We start from the raw sequence: 24,608 nt of genomic DNA on the forward strand, positions 1-24,608 counted from the left end.
GCAGAAAATCTGGTAAATGCCTTGTCAAAGAGCTGCGCATTTGTTATAATAGAGAGTGCCGTGTAAATGGCAAAATACTCATTTTAGATGAATTGTGGGACTGTTGCCCTCGGGTGGTCCTGCGAGCTGAAATCTAAAAGAGGAAAAAAACAAAAAGGAGAATTTACTCATGGCAGTAATTTCAATGAAACAACTTCTTGAGGCTGGTGTTCACTTTGGTCACCAAACTCGTCGCTGGAACCCTAAGATGGCTAAATACATCTTCACTGAGCGTAACGGTATCCACGTAATCGACTTGCAGCAAACTGTAAAGTATGCTGACCAAGCTTACGACTTTATGCGTGATGCTGCTGCTAACGATGCAGTTATCCTCTTCGTTGGTACTAAAAAGCAAGCTGCTGACGCTGTCAAAGAAGAAGCAGAACGTTCAGGTCAATACTTCATCAACCACCGTTGGTTGGGTGGAACTCTTACAAACTGGTCTACTATCCAAAAACGTGTAGCTCGTTTGAAAGAAATCAAACGCATGGAAGAAGACGGAACTTTCGAAGTTCTTCCTAAGAAAGAAGTCGCTCTTCTCAACAAACAACGTGCTCGTCTTGAAAAATTCTTGGGCGGTATCGAAGATATGCCTCGTATCCCAGATGTGATGTACGTAGTTGACCCTCATAAAGAGCAAATCGCTGTTAAGGAAGCTAAGAAATTAGGTATCCCAGTGGTTGCCATGGTTGATACTAACACTGATCCTGATGATATCGATGTGATTATCCCAGCGAACGACGATGCAATCCGTGCGGTTAAATTGATCACTGCGAAAATGGCTGATGCTGTTATCGAAGGCCGTCAAGGTGAAGATAGCGTTGAATCAGTAGAAGCAGAATTGGCTGCAACTGAAACTCAAGCAGATTCTATCGAAGAAATCGTTGAAGTTGTTGAAGGTTCAAACGAATAATCAGTAAACTAACCTAAAGGGGCAGGGCTCAGCCCAGCTCCTTTATTTACATTAAAAAATAGGAGAAGAAAAATGGCAGAAATTACAGCTAAGCTTGTCAAAGAATTGCGTGAAAAATCTGGTGCTGGTGTCATGGACGCTAAAAAAGCACTTGTTGAAACTGATGGTGACATCGAAAAAGCGATTGAATTACTTCGCGAAAAAGGGATGGCAAAAGCAGCTAAGAAAGCTGACCGTGTTGCCGCTGAAGGTCTGACAGGTGTTTATGTAAACGGTAATGTTGCCGCTGTTGTTGAAGTGAATGCTGAAACTGACTTCGTTGCGAAAAATGCTCAATTTGTTGACTTGGTAAATGCAACTGCGAAAGTAATCGCTGAAGGCAAACCAGCTAACAACGAAGAAGCGCTTGCTTTGACAATGCCTTCAGGTGAAACTCTTGAAGCTGCATACGTATCTGCAACTGCAACTATCGGAGAAAAAATCTCTTTCCGTCGCTTTGCATTGATTGAAAAGACAGATGCTCAACACTTTGGTGCTTACCAACACAACGGTGGCCGTATCGGAGTTATCTCCGTTATCGAAGGTGGAGACGATGCTCTTGCTAAGCAAATCTCTATGCACATTGCTGCGATGAAACCAACTGTTCTTTCATACAAAGAATTGGATGAGCAATTTGTTAAAGATGAATTGGCACAATTGAACCACGTCATCGATCAAGACAACGAAAGCCGTGCAATGGTTGGTAAGCCAGCTCTTCCACACTTGAAATACGGTTCTAAAGCTCAATTGACTGATGCAGTTGTTGCTCAAGCTGAAGAAGACATCAAGGCTGAGTTGGCTGCTGAAGGCAAACCTGAAAAGATTTGGGACAAGATTATCCCAGGTAAAATGGATCGCTTCATGCTTGACAACACTAAAGTTGACCAAGCATACACACTTCTTGCACAAGTATACATCATGGATGACAGCAAGACAGTTGAAGCTTACCTTGAATCAGTAAATGCTTCAGTAGTTGAGTTCGCTCGCTTTGAAGTTGGTGAAGGTATCGAGAAAGCTGCTAACGACTTTGAAAACGAAGTAGCTGCAACAATGGCTGCTGCTCTTGGTCAAAATTAATCGCTTTTAGCTTAGAAATAGAACGATAAAAAGGTCTGAGGTTTTTTCTCAGACCTTTTCATTTGTAGCATTTTGAAACATCAAGTTTAGAATGGTGAGTAGCATCACTTAGCTGCTTTTTCTCTTTCTTCCTTATGAGCAATCAAGCCGTTGGTAAAAATCAAGACTACCAATATGAAGAGAAGAGCTGTGGTTTGGGGGTAAGTTAGGCTAAACTGGTAGACTTTGGTAATAAACAAAAGGGGCAGAGTAACCACCATCATAATCAGAAAGCTATACCATTTGACTCGGTTGCTGACCAGCTCCTGTTCGAAGAGCAGGGGAGCATAAAGACAGGCGATGAGAGCTCCGATAGGAATATCAACATAGTCAGCAGAAAAGATGGTGAAAATACTCAGGGCTGCAAAGAGCCATTTGAGCACATGACGAGAATAGTTGAGCCAATCCATTTTCATTGGATTATCCTCCTTGTTTAGATGATCGTTGGCAGGCAGAAGTTTCTGTCTGTCTTTTCCTTGTGGATTTCCACCTATATTATAACGCTTTAAAAGCAAAAAGCAAGCGGTTACACAAACCTGACAAAGCTTTTTCACTAGTTTGAATTGTCAGATCTTTCAGTCATCCCTTTTTCTTTTAAAATAGAGACTTTTCCGGTATAATATTAGTCAAAGATAGTCAATGTTAGAGAAACAAGGAAAAAAGAAATTTATTCTGAAATTCTCAACTGGAAAGGGAAGTCATGGGTGCAAAAAACACATCGGACAGTATTGAAGCATATATCAAGTCTATTCTGGCTCAGGCAGGAATGGTTGAACTGAAACGCAGTGAACTGGCTGATGTTTTTCAGGTGGTTCCCAGTCAGATTAACTATGTGATTAAGACGCGTTTTACGGAAAGCCGGGGCTATATCGTCGAGAGTAAGCGTGGCGGCGGAGGCTATATTCGGATTGGAAAGATAGAATTTTCCGACCGGCATCAGATGCTTTGCGGCCTGTACGACAGTGTGGGAGAGCGTGTCAGCCAGCAGGTTTTCACAGATGTTATTCAGCTTCTTTTTGACGAGAAGATTATGACTGAACGTGAGGGCAATCTAATCTTGTCAACAGCATCGGACTTGATTTTAGGTGATGGAGCTGCGGTGATTCGTGCCCGGATATTAAAAAAGATTTTACAACAACTAGACAGAAAAGGAATGGAATCATAAATGAAATACTCAAAAGCCTTAATAGAAAGCTTGGAAGCAGCCCAGCTCTTGGCCGGCCATTTTACGACAGATTATCTGGAATCATGGCATCTGCTGATTGCTCTGGCTAATAATCCCTACAGCGTTGCTGGCTCAGTCCTCAATGAGTTTCCTGTGGAAGTTGATGGATTTGAAGAAGCGGCTTTTCAGATTACTGGTCAGGCTTATCAGAAAGACGGTCACTTCGAGCTGCTGCCTTTTTCTTATCGCTTAGAGGAGCTGTTTGAGGAAGCGGGGCAGATTGCAGAAGCTGTTCGGGCTAAGCATGTAGGTACTGAGCATGTGCTGCTGGCCATGCTATTTGACCGGGGGACCTTGGCCTCTCGTATTCTGGAATTTACCGGCTTTAGCTACGAGGACAAAGAGCAGGGGCCGAAAATCAGTGATTTGCGAAAGGTCTTGGAGCAGCGAGCTGGCTGGGGCAAGGAAGATATCAAGGCTATTCGCAGTCTGAATAAGGGAGTAATGGCCGCTAAGCAGACCATGGCCAATATGATGGGTATGCCAGCTTCTACCAGCGGGGGGCTAGAAGACTACACTCGAGATTTGACGGAGCTGGCTAGAGATGGCCGATTGGAGCCCGTAATTGGCCGTGATCAGGAAATTTCACGAATAGTTCAGATTCTCAGTCGCAAGACTAAAAACAATCCAGTGCTGGTTGGAGATGCTGGGGTTGGTAAGACAGCTCTGGCTTTAGGTCTGGCCCAGCGTGTGGCAGCTGGTCAGGTTCCTGCTGAACTTGCCAAGATGCGGGTTTTGGAACTGGACTTGATGAATGTAGTTGCTGGAACTCGCTTTCGCGGAGATTTCGAGGAGCGGATGAACAACATCATCAATGACATTGAAGAAGATGGTCATGTTATTCTTTTCATCGATGAACTTCATACCATCATGGGCTCTGGCAGCGGTATTGACTCAACCTTGGATGCGGCCAATATCCTGAAACCGGCTCTGGCTCGCGGAACTCTGCGGACAGTTGGCGCTACGACGCAGGAAGAGTACCAGAAACATATTGAAAAAGATGCGGCCCTTTCCCGGCGTTTTGCCAAGGTCAGCATAGAAGAGCCTAATGTGGCTGACAGCATTGCTATTTTACAAGGCTTGAGAAAGAGCTATGAGGACCATCACAAGGTGCAGATTAGTGATCAAGCGATTGAGACGGCGGTGAAATATGCCCATCGCTATCTGACTAGCAAGCATCTGCCGGACTCTGCCATTGATCTTTTGGACGAGGCCAGTGCGACAGTGCAGAATAGAGGGACACAGAATTACGAGCAGTCGGATTTGACGCCAGTGGATCAAGCCTTGATGGCAGCGGACTTTAAAAAGGTGTCGAGGCTGCTTGAGCAAGAGCAGCAACCCAAGCTCTATAAACTGAAAGTGGAAGAAGACGATGTCTTGGCTACTCTTAGTGGCTTGTCTGGGATTCCTGTGCAGAAGCTGACTCAGACAGATGCGAAGAAATACCTCAATTTGGAAACAGAACTGCATAAACGCGTGATTGGGCAGGACGAGGCGATTTCAGCTATCAGCCGAGCTATCCGACGGAACCAGTCTGGTATCCGCAGCAGCAAGCGGCCGATCGGATCTTTTATGTTCCTAGGTCCGACAGGAGTCGGGAAGACAGAGCTAGCCAAGGCTTTGGCCGAAAGTCTCTTTGATGACGAGTCTGCTCTCATACGATTTGATATGAGTGAGTACATGGAGAAATTCGCGGCTAGTCGCCTCAACGGAGCGCCTCCAGGCTATGTAGGCTATGAAGAAGGAGGGGAGCTGACGGAAAAGGTGCGCAACCGACCTTATTCTGTCCTGCTCTTTGACGAAGTGGAAAAGGCGCATCCAGATATTTTCAATGTCCTCCTGCAGGTCTTGGATGATGGTCAACTGACTGACAGCAAGGGCCGCAAGGTGGACTTCTCCAACACGATTATTATCATGACCAGCAATCTGGGGGCAACTAGTTTGCGGGATGATAAGACGGTGGGCTTTGTAGCGCGGGATATTCGCTTGGACCATGCCAATATGGAAAAACGGATGCTGGAAGAGCTTAAGAAAGCTTATCGACCAGAGTTTATCAACCGTATCGACGAAAAGGTAGTTTTCCACAGCTTATCTGCAGAAGATATGCAGGAAGTGGTCAAGGTTATGGTCAAACCGCTCATTGTCAGTCTTGCTGATAAGGGAATTGAGCTGAAGTTCCAGGCTAGTGCCCTTAAGCTGCTGGCTCAGGAAGGCTACGATGTGGAAATGGGGGCACGGCCATTGCGCCGCACTCTGCAGACCCAGGTAGAGGACAAGTTGTCTGAGCTACTTTTGACAGGAGATTTGACAACGGGTCAAACTCTTAAGGTCGGAGTCAAAGCTGGCCAACTCAAGTTTGAAATGGCCTAGAAAGCGAAACCTTGCAATGGAAAGTTGAGTGCTTTCGGTTAATCCTTGATAGAAAGCATACCTATAGATACCGAACAGTTATTTCATCATTCAATGAAACTGGGAATTGAAGGATTGGAGGCTGATATGTCGTTTTTTAAAGATTTGTTTGCTGGCAAGAAAGCCAAATTGAAAACACCAGAAGAGCGCAAGGCGGCTAGTATACAGCGCTTGAAAAAGGAAGGTATTCCTTACATTGAGCATTTGCCGGTTATCGAAGGTGCTGAGCAGGTGCGACCGCGCTCGCTAGAAGAAATTGCGCGTCGGGCTATTAGCAGCCTCTTGATTATTCAGGCAGCCTTGGATATCGAAAATAATAATTATAATGGGGAGAGCCGCCAGTGGCTGCAGGATAAACTGCAGCAATACGGGGTGCAGGAAGAGTTGACGCCCAAAGAAAGGGCGGTGTTGGAAGATCGTGCTGACCCGGCAGCTATCATCAATATGGTTTGGAAATACGAGGCCTATTGGTCCTTGATTTGGTACTTGGGTCTAGTAGATACTTTACCATTTCCAGATAAAATCTGTGATTGTGATGCTGCTATTGACGCAGTCGCTAGTGCGATTGACTTTCAGGAATTTCTGGGCAAATGCCAACCGCGCAGCTTAGAAGAGTTACTGGATGAAGATGATTTGATTTATCGTTATCATTGGGCCTGTGTTGATGCTCGGATTCATGACCAGCCAGCACCGGCTGGCCTTGATGAAAGTGTTGTTCTGGAGAGGCGGTCTGGTCTTGACTGGCTGCTGGGGCTGAATACGGCCCAGGACTGGGATGCTGTTGAGCTGCATACCTAGTCCAACTTCTATTGATTCACTCAATTAGAAAAGGAGGTACCTTTGTCTGCTCGCAAAATGGCTAAAATTGCCATCCTATCGGCTCTATGTGTGGCCTTCCGCTATGCATTTTCCTTTCTGCCCAATGTGCAGCCTATCTCAGCTATCTTTTTCCTGATAGTTATCTTTGAGGATTTGCCGACTTCACTCCTAGTGATGGCTGTGACGATGTTTACATCAGCTTTTCTTTTGGGAATGAGTCCAATCGTCCTCTTTCAGTTGCTGTCCTTTGGACTGATTCTTTGCCTTTGGTGGCTGCTCTATCCTCGGTTAAATCTAGTGGGACAGGGAATAGTAGCAGCTCTCCTATCCTTTGGCTATGGCATTGCCATCGATACACTGACAGCCTTGCTTTACAACTATCACTGGTGGTCTTATGCGATTATCAACGCTTTGACCTTCAATATAGCGCACGGACTGTCGACCTCGTTTTTTTACCCACTCTTGTACCCTATTTTAAGGAGGCTCTATAATGAAAAAAATCTTTAGTTTGCTCACACTTGCTTTTGCCCTTCTCCTTGTAGGTTGTGGCAGCAGCCAGACAAATACTGACAAGGGCTCTAGTTCCGCTGATTCTTCTGTCAAAAAGGAACTGAAAATCAGCATCAGTATTGCACCAGAAGGTCAGGAGAAGAGCGAGAAAACAGTGGCTGTTGAAGAAGGAAAGACAGCTATGGCTGCTTTGAAGAAGGCCTATAAGGTCGAAGAAAAAGATGGTTTTATCACTTCTATTGACGGCCATGCTCAGGATGAAGCAAAGGGCCTCTACTGGATGTTTAAGGTCAACGGAGAAATGGCTCCTAAGGCAGCCAATCAAATCACTGTCAAGGATGGAGACAAGCTGGAATTCTACCAAGAAGTCTATCAGCAATAAATCTTTTAGAATAAGAATCTGATGCTTAAGACATTAGGTTCTTTTTTGTGCCCTTGATATAGTTTTAAAGTTTCTTAAAAATATTTTTATAAAATTTTATAAAAAACTATTGACAAAATAAAAATATAGTTTATAATAAAATCATAGAAATAATAAAATATAAAAAACAATAAAAAGGTTAAACGTATGAAAGAAAAAATTGCAATCGTCTTTGGAACATTTGCTCCCTTGCATCAGGGGCATATCGATTTGATTCAGAAGGCTAAGCGTTCTTACGACAAGGTGCGCGTGGTGGTTTCAGGTTATGAGGGAGACCGTGGGCAGGAAGTGGGTCTATCTCTGCAGAAACGATTCCGCTATACGCGGGAGACTTTCGCAGATGATGAATTGACCCAGGTTTACAAACTGGATGAAACTTCTTTTCCACGCTATCCTCTGGGTTGGGACAAGTGGCTGTCAGCTCTATTAGAGTTGGTGAGCTATGATGCAGAACGAGAGGAACTGATTTTCTTTGTTGGTGAGGCTGACTATCAGGAAGAGTTAGAAAAGCGCGACTTCAAAACTTCCTTGCAGGAGCGACAGTTTGGGATTTCAGCTACGATGATTCGGGAAAATCCTAGTCGTTATTGGAAATATATCGCCCAACCTTTCCGCCGTCACTTTACTAAGAAAGTGCTGATTATGGGTAGCGCCAGCAATGGTAAAACGACCTTGGCCAAGGATTTGGCTCGCTTTTATGATGCTCCGGTTAGTCTGGAATATGCTCGAGAATACCAGATTCAAAATAATGTGCGAGACGATGAGCTGACCCCTAAAGACTACTATTATCTGCTCTTAGGACAATATGCTCAGACTTCCAGATTAATTGACAGCAGCGCCAACCGTGGTCTGGTCGTGGCTGATACAAATTCTCTGGTAACCAAGGCTTACTATGATTACTATCTGAAAGAAAGTCCAGTTCAGGACGAAGAAACAGATACCTTTGACAATCTCTTTGCCAGTATTTTGTCCAAGGAAAAATGGGATTTGATTCTCTTTGCTGAGCCAGTCGGCACCTATGTTAACGATGGCTTTCGTGATATGAGCATGGCGGACGAGGCTATCCGCAGTGATTTTTCAAGCCATCTAAAAAGGCTGAAAGAGCAGTGTTTGGCTCATATTCCGACGGTCTATCTGGCTGGCAGTTATTTGGACAATTATCAGGCGGCCAAAGAAGCAATCGACATGATTTATCAAGCAGATTAAAATAGAAAGTGGTAAAATAGATGGTAGTAAAAAATCAAAAACTCTCTCCTGCAGCTCTTTACGCAGGACTGAAACAAAAATCTCAAACTTTTGCTCGGAATTTCCGCAATGTCTGTGCCGCAGCTAAAAAGCAGGGGATAAAAGGGGTCGCGAAATTGCTCTGGCAGGATTTATTTGGCGGGCGTAGCTTGACTCAATGGCTCTACTTGATTGCTCTTTCTAGTTTGCCTTTTATTTTGGAGTTTACCAGTGGTCAGGAGCAGCATGACTGGTTGGGACTCTTTGCTTCCTGGACAGGCATCGTCTGTGTCATCCTAGTAGCCGAGGGGCGGGCCAGCAATTACCTCTTCGGGGCTGTTAATTCGGCTATTTATCTCCTATTGTCCTTTCAGGCTAGCTTTTACGGAGAAGTGTTGACTACGGTCTACTTCTTTATCATGCAGCCGATCGGCCTTTATACTTGGCTGTCCAACCGGGTCAATGAACAAGATAAGGAAGAGCCATCTCATTTTGAAGCTAAGAAGTTAGACTGGCGTGGCTGGCTTAAATATTTGGCCTTGACTGCCTTGATTTGGATTGGTATGGGCTTTGCTTATAAGAGCATTCACAGTCACCGGCCTTTCCGTGATAGCGTGACAGATGCGACCAATGGTATCGGTCAGCTTCTCATGACTGGTCTCTATCGCGAGCAGTGGATTTTCTGGATTGCGACCAATCTCTTCAGTATCTATCTCTGGTGGGGTAGCAATCTCCATATCCAGGCCATGTACTGGGTCTATACCCTCAATAGTATCGTCGGATGGTATCAGTGGACCAAGGCCGTGAAGAAAGCTTAGACCAAGGCTTGAGATTTTTGATAGAAAAAGATAGCTTAGGAAAGGAAGAAACTCATGACCAAACAGGATATCCCATCGGGAATGTCAGAAAAAGAGTACTATGAAACCATGGCGGATGAGTCCGCCTTTTTGGCATGGTACAAGACACAGGATTTGCCCAAGTATGAAACACCTAGTGTAACAGCGGATATGGTGGCCTACTGCTTCGTAGAAGGTCAGATAAAACTCTTGGTCATCAAGCGCAAGGCTCACCCTTATCAAAATAAATATGCTTTGGTCGGAGGTTTTGTAGACAAGCATGAGGATGCCTATCAGGCCTGCATTCGGGAAGTCAAGGAAGAGGTGGGGCTGGAGATACCGCTGGAAAAGGTGGAGCAGCTGATGACGGTATCTACTCCTGGGCGTGATCCGCGAGGTTGGGTCATCACTATTGCCCATCTGGTCTATCTGCCGGCCATAGCAGTAGATCAAGTACAAGCTGGCGATGATGCCAAGGAAGTCACCTTTCTTGATGTAGACTTTAAGACAAGGAGTTTTAGAGACGGTGAGCGGCTCCTGGCAGCAGAGGACTTTGCCTTTGACCACTACCAAATCCTGCTGGAATCTATCAAGCGGATTCAGGGGCGACTGGACTGGAATCCAACTTTTCTCCATTTGCTAGAATCACCGTTTACTGTTTATGAAGGGACTGAGTTGGTCAATCTCATCACGCCTAGACGACCTATTGTCAGCAATAATTTTCTAGTGAAATTTGGAGAATACCTAGAGGAGGCTGGCGTTAAGCGCGTGCCAAAGAAGAAGCCGAGAAAAGTGTATCGGCTGAAGGCAGAAAAATCAGATTAAAAGAAAGCTGATCATATATTTCTCTTGCAGGACAAATTTGTCCTGTTTTTCATTTTTAATTACGAATAGATATGTAGGAGCGAGTTTCTCATGACAAAAGAAGCAGATTGAGAAACAAAACTTCGCTTGAGTAAAAAATTTTTTAAGAATTTTGCATAAATGATTGACATAGTAAAATCGCAGTGTTACAATAATGTTACAAAAAGATTTCTTAATATTACAAGGAGACAAAAGATGAAAACACGTACTTATACAAAAATGATGGCAGCTGCAGTTCTGGCTTCTAGTCTGTTTTTAGGGGCATGTGGTAAGAAAGAAGAAAGTGCAAGAAGTGCTAGTTCTAGCAAGACTGTTCAAGCTTCTTCTAGCTCAAAAGTTGCGTCATCCAGCAAGGCCAGCGCTTCTCCTAAGGTTAGCAATAGCGCTTCTTCAGAAGGAGCAGTTAGCCAGCCTGGACAAGCCCAAGCTCCTGCCAGTCAGCAACAGTCTACTTTCGAAGCGCCTCAAGCTCAACAAACGCAGCCGCAGCAAGCTTCAGGTCGACAAAACACTCAGAATCAAGCAACTCAACCAGCCCAAGCGCCCGAAAGCAATCGCCAGCTTCAGAATAAACAGGCAGCCAGCAATGCTCGCTATAAAGGTGTCTTGACTATGGTGGATGGGGATTTCTCAGCGGCTGCTGGTACTTGGAAGGATGCCAATGGAAATACTGTGACTGTATCAGGTAATGGTCAATTCACAGTCCAGTCTGCAGATGGAAAGACAGATAATTATTCCATTGCTTCCTACTCTTATACACTGGATGATGGCAAATACAATGCGCAGTTAAGCGGGCAAGGCAATGCCAATCTGCAGATTACAACAGGAGCAGACGGCTCAGTAACAAGCGTTGTAGTGACTCAACCCTAAACAGAACAAAAAAGGAAGTCCAATTGGCTTCCTTTTGTTTTTATTTTTGAATTTGTAAGAGTTCTTCAATTTCAGCCAGACTTTCAGCTTGTGAAATAGCACCGCGGAGCTTGGCTGCTCCGGCAGTACCGCGCAGATAGTGCGGAGCTAGGCCCCGGAATTCGCGGATAGCTACATATTCTCCTTTGAGATTTACCAAGCGGGAGAGGTGGTCATGGGCGACTTTCATCTTATCTTCAAAGCTGAGGTCTGGTAGGACTTCGCCGGTTTCAAAGTAGTGGTTGATTTGGTTAAAGAGATAAGGATTTCCCATAGCTGCTCGACCTACCATGACGGCATCGGCACCGACTTCCTCGATACGCTGTTTAGCATCTTGGACGCTGCGGATATCACCGTTAGCGATGAAAGGAATCTTAGTCAGAGCATGGGCTACGTCGTGTAAGGTCTCAAGGTCAGCATGACCAGTATACATTTGCTCACGGGTGCGACCGTGCATAGCCAGGGCTGAGACTCCAGCGGCTTCGGCTGCTAGAGCATTTTCTACAGCTAGTGAGCTGTCGGACCAACCCGTCCGCATCTTAACTGTCAGAGGAATATCTAGCACTGACTGGACCTTGTTGATGATTTTATAGATTTTCTCAGGGTCCTTGAGCCATTTAGCTCCGGCTTCATTTTTAACGATTTTATTGACCGGGCAGCCCATATTGATATCGACGATATCCGTCTTGGTGTTTTCTTGGATAAATTCTGCTGCGCGGGCTAAACTGTCCTCGTTGCTACCGAAAAGCTGGATAGAAACGGGATTTTCTCCTTCATCAATGTGGAGCATGTGGAGGGTTTTTTCGTTGTTATACTGGATGCCCTTGTCAGAGACCATTTCCATCACGACCAGGCCTGCTCCCAGCTCTTTGGCAATGGTTCGGAAAGCAGAGTTGGTTACGCCGGCCATAGGCGCCAGAACTGTGCGGTTGGGAATTTCAACATTCCCAATCATAAAAGGGGTATTAAGATTTGTCACGAATCAGTTCCTCCAGGTCGTTTTGGTCAAAGTGATAGGCTGTCTGGCAGAATTGGCAGACGATTTCAGCTCCTTGGTCTTGGTCACGCATCTCTTCTAAGTCAGCCTTTGGCAGAGTAGCTAAGGCATTCATGAAGCGCTCTTTACTGCAGTCGCACTGGAAGCGGATTTCTTCTTCAGACAGGCGTTTGTATGGCTCATCACCATAGATGGCAGCCAGTAGAGCTTCGATATGGTCATCGGATTCCAGCAGTTTTGAGATAGCAGGCATTTCTTGAATCCGCTTCTCAAAGCGGGCAATTTCAGTTTCCTTGGCACCAGGCAGAACTTGTACCAAGAAACCGCCAGCAACCTTGACTTTGTCGTTCTCGTCCAAGAGGACATTGAGGCCAACTGCGGAAGGTGTTTGCTGGCTTTCGGTCAGGTAGAAGGCTAGGTCTTCGCCGATTTCCCCAGAGATGAGAGGAGTCATGGAGTTGTAAGGATTGCCCGTACCGTAGTCCGTGATGACGAGAAATTCTCCTTGGCCGACAAAAGGACCAACCAGAACTTCGCCGGTAGCTGTCTTTTTGATATCTACACCGGGATTTTGCACATAGCCTTTGACATTGCCCTCAGTATCTGCCACTGTGATGATCGCACCTAGTGAGCTAGTCCCGAGGACCTTGACGGTAATCTTGGTCTGGCCTTTTTCATTTGCAGCCAGAATCTGGCTGGCAATCAGTGTACGGCCAAGTGCAACGGTAGAGCTTGCTTGAGTTTGATGTTTTTCTTGAGCGGTCTGAACCGTCTCTGTGCTATCCAGCACGTAAGCGCGGAAAGAACCATTTTCTGAGATAGTTTTGATAATTTTGTCCATACCATTTATTTTAACATAAAATAGAAAAACAAGCGCGAGGCTGCGCTTGTTTTTTGGGGTTAGGAAGAATTTTAAGATCAAAAATAGTATAATAAAATAAAAAGCAGAGGAGGCTAGCATGAACCAATCTTTGAAAGCGGCAGTCTATGGTTTGGCGGTGGCGGATGCATTAGGAGTTCCGTATGAATTCTTGACCCGTGGCAGTTTTAAAGCAGTTGAGATGGTGGGTTATGGCAGCCATCAGCAACCAGCTGGCACTTGGTCAGATGACACTAGCCTTGTTTTGGCGACCTGTGATTCTATCAGGGGAAAAGGTAGGATTGACCCTAACGATATGCAGCAGCGGTTTAAAAATTGGCTCTTCGAGGGAGTTTACACGCCAGATGGCCTGACCTTTGATGTAGGAAATACGACTCGCGAAGCCTTGACAAGTGGACACGGTCTGTCTGATGAATATTCCAACGGGAATGGTTCTTTGATGCGGATTCTGCCCCTAGCCTTTACGGCAGCTGGTCCGTCTGATATTGAGGCTGTTTCCAGTATTACACATGCCCATGCGACTTCCGTGGAGGCCTGCTTGCTTTATGTGGATATTGCTCGTAGGCTCTTAAAAGGCCAGCAACTATCGGAAATACTATCAGGCTTAGAGACTAGTACGACCTATGCTCGTTTGCAAACTTTAGCAGAGCTGACCGAAGATGACATTCGCTCTACTGGCTATGTGGTGGATACCTTAGAAGCAGCGCTGTGGTGTCTGCTGACTAGCACTTCTTATCCGGAAACTGTCCTGAAAGCTGTTAATTTGGGCGATGACACTGATACAGTAGCAGCAGTTGCTGGCGGCTTGGCTGGTATCATCTATGGTTTGGAAGGGATTCCTGATAACTGGTTAGCCCAGCTGCGCAATAAAGAACTGTTGGAAAGTTGCTTGTTTTAAGCTTGTAAGTTAAATACTTATTGTGCTTGTTATAGAGTTTTGCTATAGTTATCAAACAAAAATCGCAAGGAATTCCCTGCGATTCGTCTTTTATCAGTCCATTTCTGGGAAAAGTTTGGCCAGTATTTTAGGGGTGATGCTTTGTCCCGGTCCCTCAGCGCAATAGGTGTGCATATACATAGAGGGATTGAAGTTGAGCTCGATGCAGGTACAGTTGGGATTTTCCTCTGTGGAAATAGCAGAGCTGTCAGGGATGATTAGGTCAACGCCACAAGCCCAAGCTCCCATAGCCTTTGCCATGTCCGCAGCGAGTTCCTTATAAGATGGGTGCATGTTGTTTGTGACATCAATCGAGTCTCCGCCAGTAGAAATGTTAGAATTGCGCCGCAAGTCAACCTTGACTCCAGCAGGCAGGATATCATCTGGTCCATAACCTTGCTGGTCCAGCATGAGGAGTTCAATGTCCCCCAGTTCAATGATTTCGAGCGGTGAACGATGGTCTCGCCCGCGCAGCGGATTGTCATTTTTGATGGCAACCAATTCTCTCACGGTATGCTGACCATCTCCGACGACATTGGCTGCTACTCGCAAGAGGACTGCCTCACACTGACCGTCTAAGACAAAGAAGCGGTACTCCGTTCCAGTGATAAATTCTTCCACTAAGACAGCAGCGTCTTCTGAAAAAGCGATCTTCAAAGCCTTGCGATAAGCTTCCAGACTAGCTGGTTCTTGGAAGATAGAGATGCCCAGTCCGAAGTTGGTTGACTTTGGTTTGACGACAATTTGATGATCCTTAATCAAAGGGTAATGGGCCAGTCCCTCTTCAAGAGAAGAAAATTCTGCTCCAGCTGGAACGGGAAAGTCAGCTGCAGCCAAAATCTTTTTGGTGACCGTTTTATTGGCCATAGCCAGAGGGATGACATAGTTATCCTTGGCGGTCATATTGCCGTTCTTGACATATTCCACATGGTGACCATGCCAAAGCTTGAGAAATTGGTCATTTTCATCTAAAATTTTGACATTAAGCCCCTTTTGAATAGCATCAAAGAGCAGCATCTGGGTGGACAGTTCCATATTTTCGTATCCTTTGAGGGCATAAGGAGCAGTCCAAGCGTAGCGGTGATATTCCTCTGCTTTTTCTAGTCCAAAGGCCATTAAGGAATCCTGCTCGATATGAGGCAGGAGTTGACCAGATAGGGTTAGCTGAGGATTTAGTAGTGCCTCTTTAAGCTGATCAAACAAGGTTTGGTAGTAAGTTGGCAGTTCAAAATGTTGAATGAGCTCTTCCATAGCTTGAAGAATGGTTGATCTGTCTGCTTCATCGGGCAGAGCAGTCAGCGGGTGGCTACAAGCAATTTTTTGGTTCAAGTCGTGGGCAGCTCTTAATGCCGTATCAACATTTTCTACATCATCGAGCCAGAGCAGGCTCAGTAAAAAGAGATGGACAGTATCTAAGGTCTCTTGGCTAATGCCTAAATGGTCAAAAGGATTGAGATCGAAGCAGCGGAATTCCAGATAAGTGATGCCTTGCTCCAGATAGGCACGATTGTGCTTCTGTCCACGGAAGCGAACGGCTGAGTAAAATTCTTTTTCGGCGCTGAGCTCGCCTGACTGAACATAGTTTTCAATATCAGTTACATATTGCTCCAAAGAAGCGAAGGACACCTGAATATTCTCGTCATTGACATAGCCGTAGTCGCTGTTACGAAAAGAGCGGATAGGCTGGTAAATGTCCTGACTGTAGAAACCAACTTCTGCCAAAGGGGCAGCACCGTAGAGATAGGTTAAGATCCAGCGGAAGCGCAGAAAGTTTCGAGCCAGCTTGAGATAGAGGTCATTTTTAAAGTCCTTGAGCGAATGGTGGGAGCTGACTTGAAAGAGAGCAGTGACCAGATTTTTCCCTAGCTCCATGTTGTAGTGGATGCCAGAGATAGCCTGTAGTTTTTTACCATATTTTTCCGCTAAGCCCTCTCGGTAGTGGCGCTCGTAGTCGTTTTCCAGATGGGCGATGGCAATCTCTTCTTCAGTCAGCTGTGGTGGCATGGACAGGGGCCAGAGGCGTTCACTCTGGTCAATCGAGCGGCCAGCCACATCGCTGATAGCTCCCAGTAAGCGCCGTGCTTCTTTAGTCGAGTGAGCGATAGGTGTAATTAGTTCCAGTTGTTGCTCGCTGAAGTCTGTTTGGATGGTCGGGTGGAAATTGCGGGAACCCAGCTGACTAGGATGGGCAGTTTGAGCTAAGTGTCCGTCAGCTGTCACCCGCAGATTTTCCCTCTCTAGACCAAAGGTCGCTTGGAGAATAGGGCTTGATGTATCCAGTTTCTGCAGTAATTGATTAATCGTCATCGTTTCACCGTCCTATGATAGTAATTTTAGTCTATTACAAACAGAAAAAGAAAACAAATTTCCGCTACGATTTTACAAAAATTCCGAACTTTTATTTTTAATAAACTAACAAATTTCAGAAAATACAGATTTTTTGAAAATTTAATTCGTTTTCAAAAGGGAAAAAGCAAATCAAGAATGGATCCCACCTTGAAAAATTGTTAAATTTTTCATATAATGAAGTATAAAACATAATCGCAGGTGAGATTCCTGCCTGCTTTTCAAGAAAGGAAGAGCTGCTTCAGCTCAGACAGAATTATGACATCAGTAGTTGTTGTAGGAACCCAGTGGGGAGATGAAGGAAAAGGGAAGATTACAGACTTCCTTTCAGCCAATGCCGAAGTGATTGCCCGCTATCAGGGTGGTGACAATGCCGGCCACACTATCGTGATTGATGGCAAAAAGTACAAGCTGCACCTGATTCCGTCAGGGATTTTCTTCCCGGAAAAAATTTCTGTGATTGGAAATGGAATGGTGGTTAATCCCAAATCTCTGGTCAAAGAATTGAACTACCTGCATGAAGAGGGCGTGACGACAGATAACCTTCGCATCTCTGATCGAGCGCATGTCATCCTGCCTTACCATATCGAGCTGGATCGTCTGCAGGAAGAAGCAAAAGGTGACAATAAAATTGGAACGACAATCAAGGGAATCGGCCCTGCCTATATGGACAAGGCTGCTCGTGTCGGTATCCGCATCGCTGACCTTTTGGATAAAGATATTTTCAGAGAGCGCTTGGAGCGGAATTTATCTGAGAAAAACCGCCTCTTTGAGAAATTGTACGATAGTACAGCAATCAGCTTTGATGATGTTTTTGAAGAATACTATGAATATGGTCAGCAAATCAAGCAGTATGTGACCGATACTTCTGTCATCCTCAACGATGCGCTGGATCAAGGGAAGCGAGTGCTCTTTGAAGGGGCCCAAGGAGTTATGCTGGATATTGACCAAGGTACTTATCCATTTGTAACTTCATCTAACCCAGTTGCGGGGGGAGTGACTATTGGTTCCGGTGTTGGTCCGAGCAAGATTGACAAGGTGGTTGGTGTCTGCAAGGCCTACACCAGTCGGGTCGGAGATGGACCATTCCCAACAGAGCTTTTCGATGAAGTAGGTGACCGCATTCGTGATATCGGCCACGAATATGGCACTACCACTGGCCGTCCGCGTCGGGTAGGCTGGTTTGACTCTGTTGTTATGCGCCATAGCCGCCGTGTGTCAGGGATTACCAATCTTTCGCTTAACTCCATCGACGTATTGAGCGGTCTGGATACAGTGAAAATCTGTGTAGCCTATGACTTGGATGGGCAGCGAATTGACCATTACCCAGCTAGTCTGGAACAGCTCAAGCGCTGCAAGCCGATTTACGAAGAGCTGCCAGGCTGGTCAGAGGACATCACTGGTGTCCGCAGTCTGGAAGACTTGCCAGAAAATGCCCGCAACTATGTTCGCCGAGTGAGTGAGCTGGTTGGTGTTCGTATTTCTACCTTTTCAGTCGGCCCTGGCCGCGAGCAGACCAACATCTTGGAAAGCGTCTGGTCAAATTTATAAAAAAGTCAGCACAAGAAAATTGCTTCTTGTGCTTTTTTGTAGGAAAATTTAATATTAAGACTCATTTAAGATATATATTTTATACTAACAGCATAAACAAAGACCTCCTAACTTTGTTTAAAAATCCTAAACTTTTTTCATAATAATCTCCTGAAAGTCACCCCAGTGGTGGCTTTTACTTTTTCTGAGAAGTGCGACAGGCTTGTGGTATAATGAGATAGATGACTACAGATTTAGAAAGACAATGATGAATTATACGATTGAAGAAAAAGAAGTATTTATGCGGGAAGCTTTAAAGGAGGCGGAGATTGCCCTAGCTCATGATGAAATTCCTATCGGCTGTGTCTTGGTTAAAGAAGGTAAGATTATCGGCCGCGGTCACAATGCACGTGAGGAGCTGCAGCGGGCTGTTATGCATGCGGAGATTATGGCTATCGAAGAGGCGAATCGGCATGAAAATAGCTGGCGCTTGCTGGATACAACGCTTTTTGTGACTATTGAGCCATGTGTCATGTGCAGTGGAGCAATCGGTCTGGCACGCATTCCTCATGTTGTTTATGGGGCAGCAAATCAGAAATTTGGAGCAGCTGGCAGCCTCTACGATATTTTGACAGATGAGCGTCTTAACCACCGTGTAGAAGTGGAGGTAGGTGTCCTCCAAGAAGAGTGCGCTCAAATCATGCAAGATTTTTTTAGAAATCGTCGCCAAAAGTAAAAAAATGTGATATACTATTCATGGAGCAACAGTTTTGCGTGAAGCGGGTCAGGGGAGGAATCCAGCAGCCCTAAGCGAAGTAAGCTGTGTGCTCTTTTTCTATGCCTCTTAACGAATCAACTCCGAAGGAGGAAGATGAGTTTAGAGACATTGACGCAGTTTGAGCAAAGCTAGAACTAAGTTCCGATGTTGAATGAATCAAGCTTGAAAGGCGCAGATGAATCTTAGAGCTATGGATGCAGTTTTTCCCATAAGGGAAAAATCTGTAAACCGTATAGAGTCTTTTAATGAATTAAGTCCGAAGGAGACAGATGAGTTTAGAAGTATTGATGCAGTTCAATTTACATGTTGGTTTTTTAAATTTTTAGTAGAACTTTATAAAGAATTTACTCGCAAGAAATGGCAATAGCTAACCTCGTTTTTATAAGATATATGCAAACGATTGCTCTCAGTCATGTCCTAGGATTAGCTTATTTAGTAAAATAGTATGGAATAAAAAATGTAAACGTTTTAAAATAGTAAAAGCACTTGCTTATTTTTTCTTAAAGCGTTATCATAAGAGAAAAGAACAATTGGAGGACAAACATGACACATATTAAATTTGACTATTCAAAGGTACTAGATAAGTTTGTAGCACCACATGAAATAGATTATATGCAGCCTCAAGTGACTGCAGCAGATTCTGCTCTGCGAAATGGAACAGGTCCTGGGGCAGAAATGACTGGCTGGTTGAACTTGCCTGAAGAATACGACAAAGATGAATTTGCTCGTATCCAAAAGGCTGCTGCTAAAATCCAATCTGATAGTGAAGTATTGATCGTAATCGGTATTGGTGGTTCCTATTTAGGTGCTCGTGCAGCTATCGATTTCTTGAATAATTCATTTGTAAACTTACAAAGCAAGGAAGAACGCAAGGCACCTCAGATTCTCTATGCTGGAAACTCTATCTCTTCAAGCTATTTGGCTGATTTGGTGGACTATGTATCAGACAAAGATTTCTCTGTCAATGTTATTTCTAAGTCAGGAACAACAACAGAACCTGCTATTGCTTTCCGTGTATTCAAAGAGCTCTTGGTTAAAAAATATGGTCAAGAAGAAGCTAATAAACGGATTTATGCAACTACAGACCGGGTCAAAGGAGCAGTTAAGATTGAAGCGGATGCTAATGGCTGGGACACTTTTGTAGTGCCTGATAGCGTGGGTGGTCGTTTTACAGTACTGACAGCAGTAGGGCTTTTGCCAATCGCAGCAGCGGGTGCTGATATCAGCAAGTTGATGGAAGGAGCAAATGCAGCACGTGAGACTTATGCTTCTGACAAGTTGGCTGAAAATGAAGCTTATCAATATGCAGTTGTACGCAACATCTTATACCGTAAAGGTTATCTAACAGAAGTTCTAGCTAACTACGAACCATCTCTGCAGTACTTTTCAGAGTGGTGGAAGCAGCTGGCAGGTGAATCAGAAGGTAAAGACCAAAAAGGTATCTACCCAACTTCTGCTAACTTTTCAACAGACTTGCACTCTCTTGGACAATTTATTCAAGAAGGTACTCGTATCCTCTTTGAAACAGTTATTCGTGTAGATAAGCCACGCAAAAATGTGCTGATTCCTGAATTAGCAGAAGACTTGGACGGCCTAGGCTATCTGCAAGGAAAAGATGTTGATTTTGTTAATAAGAAAGCAACGGATGGAGTTCTACTAGCACATACAGACGGTGGAGTACCGAATATGTTTGTGACTTTGCCTGAGCAAGATGAGTTTACGTTGGGATATACCATTTACTTCTTTGAATTGGCTATTGCTCTTTCTGGTTACTTGAATGGAATCAATCCGTTTGACCAGCCAGGAGTTGAAGCTTATAAGAAAAACATGTTTGCTCTTCTTGGGAAACCAGGTTTTGAAGAGCTTGGTGCAGAACTGAATGCACGTCTTTGATTCTCATATATTTTGAGTTCATTCAGAATAAAAAAATCCACAAGTTAATTTCTTGTGGATTTTTTAGTATAATCCTCTTAATTAGTTTATTATTTTTTTGAACAGTTCAAAAAATACTGTCTTAATTATTTTATGAAAGCGCTGTATAATTGCCTTGTAAATAAAATTTGAGAGGTATCAAAATGAATGATTGGTTAAACATAAAAGGCAAAACAGTTCTTGTAACAGGCGCTTCATCTGGTATTGGCAAGGCAATCGTTGAAGAATTGCTGGAATTAGGTGTTAATGTAGCGAATTTTGACCTTAGTGACAATGATTTACGTCATCCAAATCTATTGTTTGTAAAAGTTGATGTAACTTCTCGTTCTGAAGTAGAAGCAGGTGTTGCTAAAATTGTTGAAAAATTTGGCAATATTGATGCTGTGGTTAATAATGCAGGGATTAACATTCCTAGATTATTAATTGATGCTGAAAATCCTAAAGGTCCTTATGAACTAGATGATGAAACATTCGAAAAAGTAACGATGATTAACCAAAAGGGCTTGTATTTGGTTAGTCAGACTGTAGGACGGATTCTAGTGAAAAATGGAAAAGGTGTGATTGTGAATATGGCTTCTGAAGCAGGCCTAGAAGGCTCTGAAGGACAAAGCGCTTATGCTGCAACGAAAGCTGCAGTATATAGTTACACTCGTTCATGGGCGAAAGAGCTTGGTAAGCATGGTGTTCGTGTGGTGGGAATTGCTCCAGGAATTATGGAAGCTACAGGACTTCGAACACTTACTTATGAAGAAGCGCTTGCCTATACACGAGGAAAGACTGTCGAAGATATTAGAGCTGGATATGCTTCAACTTCAACAACACCATTAGGTCGGAGTGGTAAACTACGGGAAGTAGCCGACCTCGTTGCTTTCTATATTTCAGACCGTTCTAGCTATATTACAGGTGTAACTACAAATATTGCCGGAGGTAAGACTCGCGGTTAAAATAATGAAGGTGAGGAAGAGAGTTGACTTTAGTAAATCGATGGTATAACATTTTGGAAAAAATGGTCTCGCAGCCGACTTATTCCTTGGTAGATATGCGTTTAGAGTTGGATATTAGTATGCAAACCTTGCAAAAGAGTATCCAACAATTAAATGATGTTTTAGCTCCTAATATACAGATTATCTCAAAGGATGATCAGCTATTATTGGAAGTATATGACTATACAGAGTTGGAAAAAATTTTATCTGGTAGTTTAAAAAAGGAAAGTGACTTTAATTCTTCCAGTAAAAGAATTGCCTATTTGCTAAAACGTTTAATTGAGTCAACCTCCCCTCTTCTTATTGACGATTTGGCAGAGGAAGTAGGCGTTAGTAGAAGTACGCTTAATAAGGATTTGAAACAGGTCAAGTCTTTAGCAGAGAAATACTTCATCACAATTTCAGGAAAACCTAATCGAGGATTGGAGATTTTGGGCAGCGAGTTGAATTTGCGTTTGCTATATATTCATCAAGTGGCTCCTTACTTTGAAGGAAACACTCTAACTGAGGAAACCTCTTATTTTCTGGAGACCTTGGTTCAAGACTATAAAATTCCCAAAGAAACACAGGATCTCCTTCGAAAGACTATTTCTATTATAGTGGAGCGCATCCACTCATCTAGGATGTTGGATTGTCCTATTCCTTACTACAGGAATGATTTAACATCGACACTTATGGCTGAGCAGTTAATCTATCATATTGAGATGACTTATAAAATTTCTCTAAGTCAGTTTGAGATAGACTTCTTATGTTTTCCGTTTAATGTCCGTTTTATCGATACTTTAAGCAAGCCTTCTTATCACTCTGATCAGCTTACTCAAGTGTTTCACCAGATTGTGCAGAAAGTCAAAGAAAAAATGCTGGTACACTTTGATGAAGCTGAATTGTTCGAAGAAATCAAACCTCATCTTGGTTCTTTAATTAATAGACTGATCTTCCATGTGCAAGCTAATGATATATTTCATGGCGAGGTTCAAAATCAATATCCGTTTGCTTTTGAAATGGCTAAAATAGCTGGAGAAGAACTGACCTCCATTTTTGGTTCCGAATTGGAAAAATCTGAAATCGGTTATCTGGCTTTGTACTTTGAAATGATTTTAAGAAAGCAAAACTCTACCGTGAAGGGTTCTCGCAAACAGATAGCTGTAGTCTGCACGACTGGCAGAGGAACTGCTGCGATGATTATTCAGCAGCTCAGGCGAGTTCTTGGAAATGATGTGGATATCACACAGTATTCTGAAGAGGATTTTAATTTCGATCTTGATCAGGAATACTTTGCAATTTTCACGACAGTGCCTCTGAAATATCAGAATTCTAAATCCCCAGTAATACAGGTTAATCATCTTTTTGATGATCAATGGCTGCAAGAAGAATGGCAGCGGGCGAATGATTTTCACCAAAAAAATCTAGAAACTGTAAGCTTGCGATTTATTTATTTGAATCCTGAAAAAAATTATCAGCGTTATTTGTTAAAAATGGTAGCTGAGTTAGAGAAATTTCAGATGATTGATGCAGATTTTAAAGAACGGATTCTTGAAAGAGAGAGGAAGCAATCAACTGTTTTTGGTGGGGGTATTGCCTTTCCCCATACGATTAATAAAGGCTATTCAAAGACAATTTTGATGTTTGGGAAGTTGGAAGAGCCTTATCAAAAAGGTGATGAATTGATTGAATTTATCTTTTTGGTTGCGATTCCTTCTGAAATTGAAACCAAGATGGAAAGTGAATTACTAGAAGTGTACGACGATATTTTTAGAGTCGCAGGTGAGTCTTCTTTGAAAGAAGCATTGAGAGGTGTAAACACGGAAGCAGAGTTTTTATCATTTTCTGAGAGCAAAGGAGTATTTTAATGAATTCGCTAATAATTTTTGCAATATTTGCCATGGCGGCTTATGTTTTCCAAATCTTCCTCGGCTGGCAACAACTAAAAGACTTCAATAAGACCTATACGATACTCAGGAAATTAGGGCGCGTAGCTATTGGCAGGAAGTCAGGAAAAATCAAATCTGGTACGATTGTCATGTTTGCAGTTGATGAGAATGGTCGAGTTCTCAAAGCTAGCAAAATGCAGGGAGTCACTATCTTAGCACGCTTTCAAAACATGGAAAATTTTGTTGGAGAAGATATCCATTATTTTGATAAGTATAATCCTCTTGTTAGACAGGAAAATAAGTTATTACAAGAAGCTATAGAAGATGCTAGAAAGGTTTATCTTTGGCACGAGGCTGGTATTGAGCAAGAGACAAATTCTTCTAATTCTTTTCTGGGATTGGCTTTCTATGCCAATTACTTAAAATTATCTATTAAGCAGTTCTTTACAAAAAATAAGAAAAGGAGTTCGTTATGAATCACATTACAAAATTTGCAGAGAGTTTTATGAAACTTTTCCAATTGGGCGGAGAGACATTTATTAGTTGGATGACAAATATTGTGCCGCTTGTCTTGATGCTATTGATTGCAATGAATACACTTATCGCTTTCTTGGGAGAAGAAAAAGTCAATGCTTTGGCTAAGATTTCCGCAAAGAATCCTATTAGCCGTTATATGATTTTACCTTTTATTTCAGCATTTATGCTGGGAAATCCTATGGCAATCAGTATGGGACGTTTCTTACCAGAATATTATAAACCTGGTTTTGTAGCAGCCCAGATGCAATTCTGTCACACTTCAAATGGTGTATTCCCTCATATCAATCCTGGTGAATTGTTTGTATGGATGGGAATCGCGACAGGGATTCAAACTTTAGGCTTAAGTCAAATGGATTTGGCAATTCGTTATATGCTTGTGGGGATTGTCATGAACTTTATAAGTGGCTGGGTAACTGATTTTACAACTGCTTATGTTGCAAAACAGCAAGGAGTTACCTTGAGTAAAACGTTTGATTGATAGAATAGAAAGAGT

The 24,608-nt window shown here is 43.5% G+C and carries 23 protein-coding genes and 1 other RNA gene; 20 read left to right on the forward strand and 4 right to left on the reverse strand.

Features of this window, described 5'->3' with window-relative positions; all coding sequences use genetic code 11:
• Positions 1 to 169 precede the first annotated feature (169 nt).
• On the forward strand, positions 170 to 952 hold the full coding sequence (gene rpsB, locus RSK81_RS00860) for a 30S ribosomal protein S2 (protein WP_002894015.1): 783 nt from the start codon (positions 170 to 172) through the stop codon (positions 950 to 952).
• A 72-nt stretch (positions 953 to 1,024) separates the two neighbouring features.
• Positions 1,025 to 2,068, forward strand: a complete 1,044-nt coding sequence (gene tsf / locus RSK81_RS00865; RefSeq protein ID WP_002894014.1) for a translation elongation factor Ts — start codon at positions 1,025 to 1,027, stop codon at positions 2,066 to 2,068.
• Positions 2,069 to 2,172: 104 nt separating this feature from the next.
• Here the strand turns inward: tsf and RSK81_RS00870 are convergent, their stop codons facing one another.
• Positions 2,173 to 2,661 (reverse strand): hypothetical protein, encoded by a 489-nt coding sequence (locus RSK81_RS00870; RefSeq protein WP_315687072.1) that lies wholly within the window; start codon positions 2,659 to 2,661, stop codon positions 2,173 to 2,175.
• 146 nt (positions 2,662 to 2,807) lie between these two features.
• On the opposite strand from RSK81_RS00870, the gene RSK81_RS00875 reads away from it, so the two are divergent.
• The 9 genes from RSK81_RS00875 to RSK81_RS00915 all read left to right on the forward strand — a co-directional run bounded on the left by RSK81_RS00875 (position 2,808) and on the right by RSK81_RS00915 (position 11,285).
• On the forward strand, positions 2,808 to 3,272 hold the full coding sequence (locus RSK81_RS00875) for a CtsR family transcriptional regulator (protein ID WP_125377908.1): 465 nt from the start codon (positions 2,808 to 2,810) through the stop codon (positions 3,270 to 3,272).
• The gene (locus RSK81_RS00880; protein ID WP_002926285.1) at positions 3,273 to 5,702 is read left to right on the forward strand and encodes an ATP-dependent Clp protease ATP-binding subunit; all 2,430 of its coding nucleotides are present in this window, start codon (positions 3,273 to 3,275) and stop codon (positions 5,700 to 5,702) included.
• A 93-nt stretch (positions 5,703 to 5,795) separates the two neighbouring features.
• The gene (locus RSK81_RS00885; protein ID WP_125377906.1) at positions 5,796 to 6,539 is read left to right on the forward strand and encodes a DUF4272 domain-containing protein; all 744 of its coding nucleotides are present in this window, start codon (positions 5,796 to 5,798) and stop codon (positions 6,537 to 6,539) included.
• A 42-nt stretch (positions 6,540 to 6,581) separates the two neighbouring features.
• Positions 6,582 to 7,067: a hypothetical protein gene (locus RSK81_RS00890; protein WP_002926282.1), complete on the forward strand. Its 486-nt coding sequence runs from the start codon at positions 6,582 to 6,584 to the stop codon at positions 7,065 to 7,067.
• Positions 7,051 to 7,452, forward strand: a complete 402-nt coding sequence (locus tag RSK81_RS00895) for a DUF4430 domain-containing protein (protein WP_125377904.1) — start codon at positions 7,051 to 7,053, stop codon at positions 7,450 to 7,452. The genes RSK81_RS00890 and RSK81_RS00895 overlap by 17 nt, the downstream gene beginning before the upstream one ends.
• A 186-nt stretch (positions 7,453 to 7,638) precedes the next feature.
• Positions 7,639 to 8,697 (forward strand): AAA family ATPase, encoded by a 1,059-nt coding sequence (locus RSK81_RS00900; protein ID WP_315687074.1) that lies wholly within the window; start codon positions 7,639 to 7,641, stop codon positions 8,695 to 8,697.
• 20 nt (positions 8,698 to 8,717) lie between these two features.
• Positions 8,718 to 9,533: a nicotinamide riboside transporter PnuC gene (gene pnuC / locus RSK81_RS00905; RefSeq protein ID WP_268699437.1), complete on the forward strand. Its 816-nt coding sequence runs from the start codon at positions 8,718 to 8,720 to the stop codon at positions 9,531 to 9,533.
• A gap of 54 nt (positions 9,534 to 9,587) precedes the next feature.
• A complete protein-coding gene (locus RSK81_RS00910) occupies positions 9,588 to 10,376 on the forward strand; it encodes an NUDIX hydrolase (RefSeq protein ID WP_315687077.1) in 789 nt (262 codons plus the stop codon).
• Between the two features lie 159 nt (positions 10,377 to 10,535).
• Positions 10,536 to 11,285, forward strand: a complete 750-nt coding sequence (locus tag RSK81_RS00915) for a DUF6287 domain-containing protein (RefSeq protein ID WP_315687079.1) — start codon at positions 10,536 to 10,538, stop codon at positions 11,283 to 11,285.
• Between the two features lie 40 nt (positions 11,286 to 11,325).
• Here RSK81_RS00915 and dusB read toward each other — a convergent pair whose 3' ends face one another.
• Together dusB and hslO are read right to left on the reverse strand one after the other, a co-directional pair.
• On the reverse strand, positions 11,326 to 12,303 hold the full coding sequence (gene dusB, locus RSK81_RS00920) for a tRNA dihydrouridine synthase DusB (protein ID WP_315687080.1): 978 nt from the start codon (positions 12,301 to 12,303) through the stop codon (positions 11,326 to 11,328).
• Positions 12,290 to 13,162, reverse strand: coding sequence for an Hsp33 family molecular chaperone HslO (gene hslO, locus RSK81_RS00925; RefSeq protein ID WP_080557886.1), 873 nt, complete (start codon positions 13,160 to 13,162; stop codon positions 12,290 to 12,292). The genes dusB and hslO overlap by 14 nt, the downstream gene beginning before the upstream one ends.
• 118 nt (positions 13,163 to 13,280) lie before the next feature.
• Here hslO and RSK81_RS00930 point away from each other — a divergent pair, with 118 nt between their 5' ends.
• On the forward strand, positions 13,281 to 14,099 hold the full coding sequence (locus RSK81_RS00930; protein WP_004192538.1) for an ADP-ribosylglycohydrolase family protein: 819 nt from the start codon (positions 13,281 to 13,283) through the stop codon (positions 14,097 to 14,099).
• A 93-nt stretch (positions 14,100 to 14,192) separates the two neighbouring features.
• Here the strand turns inward: RSK81_RS00930 and gshAB are convergent, their stop codons facing one another.
• Positions 14,193 to 16,445, reverse strand: coding sequence for a bifunctional glutamate--cysteine ligase GshA/glutathione synthetase GshB (gene gshAB, locus RSK81_RS00935; RefSeq protein ID WP_315687086.1), 2,253 nt, complete (start codon positions 16,443 to 16,445; stop codon positions 14,193 to 14,195).
• A gap of 297 nt (positions 16,446 to 16,742) precedes the next feature.
• On the opposite strand from gshAB, the gene RSK81_RS00940 reads away from it, so the two are divergent.
• From RSK81_RS00940 to RSK81_RS00975, 8 genes are all read left to right on the forward strand, one after another.
• Positions 16,743 to 18,035, forward strand: coding sequence for an adenylosuccinate synthase (locus RSK81_RS00940; protein ID WP_125401769.1), 1,293 nt, complete (start codon positions 16,743 to 16,745; stop codon positions 18,033 to 18,035).
• 244 nt (positions 18,036 to 18,279) lie between these two features.
• A complete protein-coding gene (gene tadA, locus RSK81_RS00945; protein WP_002899211.1) occupies positions 18,280 to 18,750 on the forward strand; it encodes a tRNA adenosine(34) deaminase TadA in 471 nt (156 codons plus the stop codon).
• A 12-nt stretch (positions 18,751 to 18,762) separates the two neighbouring features.
• Positions 18,763 to 18,860: signal recognition particle sRNA small type (gene ffs / locus RSK81_RS00950), an RNA gene on the forward strand.
• A 475-nt stretch (positions 18,861 to 19,335) separates the two neighbouring features.
• Positions 19,336 to 20,685 carry a glucose-6-phosphate isomerase gene (locus RSK81_RS00955; RefSeq protein WP_002899209.1) on the forward strand — a complete coding sequence of 450 codons (1,350 nt, stop codon included), beginning with the start codon at positions 19,336 to 19,338 and terminating at the stop codon, positions 20,683 to 20,685.
• A gap of 182 nt (positions 20,686 to 20,867) precedes the next feature.
• Positions 20,868 to 21,668, forward strand: coding sequence for an SDR family oxidoreductase (locus tag RSK81_RS00960; RefSeq protein WP_002899208.1), 801 nt, complete (start codon positions 20,868 to 20,870; stop codon positions 21,666 to 21,668).
• Between the two features lie 62 nt (positions 21,669 to 21,730).
• Positions 21,731 to 23,557: a BglG family transcription antiterminator gene (locus RSK81_RS00965; RefSeq protein ID WP_080555831.1), complete on the forward strand. Its 1,827-nt coding sequence runs from the start codon at positions 21,731 to 21,733 to the stop codon at positions 23,555 to 23,557.
• Complete coding sequence (locus RSK81_RS00970) at positions 23,557 to 24,054, forward strand: transcriptional regulator GutM (protein WP_002899206.1); 498 nt, start codon at positions 23,557 to 23,559, stop codon at positions 24,052 to 24,054. Before RSK81_RS00965 ends, RSK81_RS00970 begins: the two co-directional genes overlap by 1 nt.
• The gene (locus RSK81_RS00975; protein ID WP_002899205.1) at positions 24,051 to 24,593 is read left to right on the forward strand and encodes a PTS glucitol/sorbitol transporter subunit IIC; all 543 of its coding nucleotides are present in this window, start codon (positions 24,051 to 24,053) and stop codon (positions 24,591 to 24,593) included. The genes RSK81_RS00970 and RSK81_RS00975 overlap by 4 nt, the downstream gene beginning before the upstream one ends.
• Positions 24,594 to 24,608: the final 15 nt, after the last annotated feature.

This window comes from Streptococcus sp. DTU_2020_1000888_1_SI_GRL_NUU_041A (genome assembly GCF_032387735.1).
Classification (GTDB): Bacteria; Bacillota; Bacilli; order Lactobacillales; family Streptococcaceae; genus Streptococcus; species Streptococcus sanguinis.